4 protein-coding genes are annotated in these 3,854 nt (G+C 69.3%); 1 reads left to right on the forward strand and 3 read right to left on the reverse strand.

Features of this window, described 5'->3' with window-relative positions:
- The first annotated feature begins 362 nt into the window (after positions 1–362).
- Positions 363–1,085 (forward strand): hypothetical protein, encoded by a 723-nt coding sequence (locus tag G6026_RS11205; protein ID WP_107757844.1) that lies wholly within the window; start codon positions 363–365, stop codon positions 1,083–1,085.
- A gap of 15 nt (positions 1,086–1,100) precedes the next feature.
- Here the strand turns inward: G6026_RS11205 and G6026_RS11210 are convergent, their stop codons facing one another.
- The 3 genes from G6026_RS11210 to G6026_RS11220 form a co-directional block, all read right to left on the reverse strand.
- Positions 1,101–2,009 carry a hypothetical protein gene (locus G6026_RS11210; RefSeq protein WP_182613220.1) on the reverse strand — a complete coding sequence of 303 codons (909 nt, stop codon included), beginning with the start codon at positions 2,007–2,009 and terminating at the stop codon, positions 1,101–1,103.
- 18 nt (positions 2,010–2,027) lie between these two features.
- A complete protein-coding gene (locus tag G6026_RS11215) occupies positions 2,028–2,897 on the reverse strand; it encodes an alpha/beta fold hydrolase (RefSeq protein WP_107757842.1) in 870 nt (289 codons plus the stop codon).
- A 298-nt stretch (positions 2,898–3,195) separates the two neighbouring features.
- The coding region (locus tag G6026_RS11220) for a prolyl oligopeptidase family serine peptidase (protein ID WP_182613221.1) at positions 3,196–3,854 on the reverse strand (659 nt) is incomplete at its 5' end.

The raw sequence follows: 3,854 nt of genomic DNA on the forward strand, positions 1-3,854 counted from the left end.
CGGGGTGGCTGCGTCCTGCGTCGAAGAGGACTATAACCGGTGTCAGTTGTGCTGGTGGTCCAGGTCACAGGCCGGGTGCGCGTCGCGGGTTCGGCTCACCGGAAACGAATCGGTGGCCGGTGTCCGCGCCCGTTGCTACGGTGGCGCCGTGCAGAACGACGTGTTGATGTGCTGGCGGAGCGACTCCGAGTGGATTCGCGCCGCCACCGCCGCCCCGGCGTAGCAGGCGCCTCACGGGTCCACCGGGAACGGGTGGGCCGAACGACAGTCGGGCAGGCGGACCCACCGGGACCCGGGTCACCGCCGGACACCCGCCGCGGCCGAGACAGGCCGAGCCCGACCTGATCGAGGAGAACGACCAGGTGACCGCAAGTCCCCGCACCATCCACCTTCCCTTGTCGGAATCGGATGTCCTGGTGAGCGCCCGCTCCCTGGACGAGTACACGGACATGTTCGACCTGGACGCCGTGGACCTTGGTCGTCGGATAGTCGACTGCCCGGGTGGGGCGGCCAGCGCTGTCGCGGAGATCTCCGCCGCGGGCGGTGACGCGGTGGCGGTGGACCCGCAATACGCGCTCGGTGGTCGTGATCTGAGGGAGCGGGTCCTGGCGGATCTGGATCGATCGCTCGCCCACTTCCATTCCCGGGATCTCGAGTACGACTGGGACGTTCGCGGCGGCGTCGTTGGTCACGAATCCGTCCGTCGGGCCGCGGCCGAGTCGATGCTCGCGGACCTCGAGGCCGCTCCCGGCCGGTACATCGCCGGGGCGCTGCCTGAACTGCCTCTCGCCTCTGACTCGGCCGACCTCGTCCTGTGCTCCCACCTGTTGTTCACCTATGCGGACCGGATGAGCACGGCCGACCATGTCGACGCGATCGTCGAGATGGCGCGGGTCGCGCCGGAGGTCCGCGTCTACCCGCTGGTCGACCACTCGGGCAATCCCCTGCCCGAACTGGTCCGCAGCGTGATCGCGAAGCTCAAGAAGGACAGGTTGACCAGTCGTATCGAGCCCGTCGTCCGGCCCTTCCAGCTGGCGGCCACCACGAGGTTGGTGGTGGAGAGGATGCCCCACCGGCGACCGTGACACGGTGGTCGGTGCTTAGCCGGGGGTGAGGCGCAGGACCTGCTGTCCGGTGAACGGGGAGGTCTCGATGCTGGTGAGCAGCGGCTGGGGCCCGCCCACCTCGAGGGCCTGCCCGGCCTGGAAGATGGTCCCCGAGCCCAGGGTGTACGCGACCAGGTCGCACATCTGCCCGTAGAGGGCGCCGGGGGGCGCGGCGACGTCGAGCCGTTCGAGGTCCAGTCGACCGAAACGCCCGAGTCCGGTGGTGTACACGCACGACGTGGTCTCGGATTGCATGCCCGCCCTCACTCCGACCAGCGCCGGGACGGGGAGCGGGTTCCCGGTGACGAGATCGCGGTAGGGACCGGCGGGCAGGGTCGCGGCCGCTCCACCGATGCTCACCGCGATCGCGCCGGGCAGCGCGGTCAGCGCGGCGGTCACCGTGGCCACCGCGAGTTCGCACCGGAGCGTGTCGAGCCGGGGGTCCAGGTAGTCGGGTTCGCCCGGCTCGCCGTCGTCCCCCACCGGACCGAGGCGGAAGGCGGCCACGACGACCTGCGACCGGTGAGAGTCCACCACACCCTCCCCGCCATTCCAGATGGCGAGGTTCTCGGTGTACCGGGACGCCTCGCCGTCGGCCACGGGCAGGTCGAGCGGGGTCACCACCACCGTGACGTCCTCGACGGACACGGCGGTCGCGGGGTCCTCGTCCGTTCCCGGATCGACGTCGTAGGAGCCCTCGAAGATCTCGGCGAGCAGCTCGGTGATGTCGCGGTGGCCGGGTGCGGGGCGGTCGAGAAGGACGATCGCGACCGGGGTGCTCTTCCAGGACAGGTCCTCGCCGGTCCGCGGGTCCACGGCGCCTCCGCCCCCGGTCCCGTCGCCGGTCTGCTGGTCGGAGCGCGCGTCGGCGGTGGGCTGGTCGGGCTGCGGCGACTCGCTCATGTCCCCGAGGCTAGCGGGTCAGTTGAGCAGGAAGTCGATCACCAGGCGCTCGAACTTGTCCTTCTGCTCGATCATCGCCCAGTGGCCGCAGCGCGAGAAGGCGTGGAGCTCGGCGCGGGGGAGCTGCCGGAACGCGAAGTGCGCCTGCTCGTAGGGCAGCATGCGGTCGTCGCGGCCCCAGATGAGCAGCGTCTCCTGGCGGATCTGGGAGGCCCGCGCGTACAGCGGTGTGTAGGCGTTCTCGGGCTTGAGGATCGAACCGAAGATGGCGTACATCCGCTCGACCGCGCCGGGGGCGGTGGCGGCCTCGGTCCTGGCCCGGATGAGCTCGTCGGATACGACCTTCTTGTTGCCCACCATCGTGTCCACCCAGGCGGCCATGGACTCGTCGGAGGGCGAGGCGAGGAAGTCGAACAGGCGCCGGGAACCCTCGCTGGGTTCGGGGGTGAACAGCGGCGCCGCCAGGCCGCCGGGGCCCATGAGCGCCATCTTGCGGACGCGGCCGGGGTAGGCCAGCGCGGTTTCACAGGCCACGTTTCCGCCCATCGAGTTGCCGATGATGTCGACCTTCTCGATCCCCTTGGCCTCGCAGAACGCGTCGATCGCCTCGGCGGCGATCAAGGGATAGGCCTTCTCCCAGTCGAGGTCCGAACTCCTCCCGAAACCCGGCATGTCGAGCAGGATCGTGTGGAATCGCTCGGCGAAGACCGGGAAGTTGCCCGCGAAATTGGACCATGCGGTGACGCCCGGGCCGGAGCCGTGGAGGAAGAGCACGGGCACGGCGCTCTCGGGCTCCGCGACGCTCTGCTCTCCCGCCTCGTGGAAGTGCAGCTCGAAGCGGCCGGCGGTGAGGGTCTTGCTGGTGGACTCGAAGTCGAGGGCGCTCATGGGGGCCACGATACTGGAACAGGTTCTAAGTACCGGTGGCCTCGACCGAAAAGGTGGCCTGAGGGGGCGAGGGTCGGCCAGGGGCCGAGAAGGTGGCGGGGTGAGAGACAAGTCAGCCGCGCGGGGAGTCCCAGAACATCCCCGCGCGGCGATGACGAGGACTCTACTCGGAAATTCTCATGTGACAAGTAGATAACGATTGTGGTGTCGGTCACATCGTTGATATGGCCTCGACCGGTCACTGCCGCGCAGGATGGACGGCGGCATGTTGACGGTGTGTCCAGATTCCGCTCTACTGTCAGCGCATCACACGACTCAGGAACGCGGTGGCATCCGGTATCGCCGCGTAGACCGTCCCGCTGTGGTCCCTGTCCGGATAGACGTGGAGTTCGAGCGGTTGACGGTTCAGCGTCATTTCCGCCGCGAGCGACAGCGCCGAGGGCGCGGGCACGTCCAGGTCGAGCAGACCCTGGCCCAGGAAGACCGGGCGATCGTATCCGGTGGCCGGAGTCCCCATGTACCGCTGCAGGAGCCCGAAGACGTCCGGGATGTCCCTGACCGGCCTGGTCAGGGCCTGCGATACCTGGAAGTCTCCCACCGCGTCCCGCATGTCCTCGTAGCAGAGGTGTTCTGCGGCATCGACCATCTCGCGGCCGCGAGGGGTGAGGAAGGCATCGAGTCCCACCTCAGGGTGCTGGTCACGAAGTCCGGCGAGGATGTAGAGGGCGTAGAGGTTCAGGCCCGTGGGCAGTGACACGGGAGGGAAACCGGGCCCACCCCACTGGAAGAGGTGCTCGAGGTTGGCCGGCGCACCCGTGGCCACGACGCCCCGGAAGTCCAGCCCCGACGGTGCGCCCAGTTCGGTGGCCCGGGTGGCGGTGACCAGGGCGGCGCCTGCGCCCTGCGACTGCCCCACCGCCGCCCAGGTCGGGGAGAGCGGGAGGCCGTCTGCCCGTG

It is taken from the genome of Dietzia sp. DQ11-38-2, assembly GCF_014145055.1.
Classification (GTDB): domain Bacteria; phylum Actinomycetota; class Actinomycetes; order Mycobacteriales; family Mycobacteriaceae; genus Dietzia.

Bases quoted from the DNA above. Each gene is read 5' to 3' on its own strand.
- G6026_RS11210 (WP_182613220.1), bottom strand. From the start codon at position 2,009: ATGAGCGAGTCGCCGCAGCCCGACCAGCCCACCGCCGACGCGCGCTCC.
- G6026_RS11215 (WP_107757842.1), bottom strand. From the start codon at position 2,897: ATGAGCGCCCTCGACTTCGAGTCCACCAGCAAGACCCTCACCGCCGGC.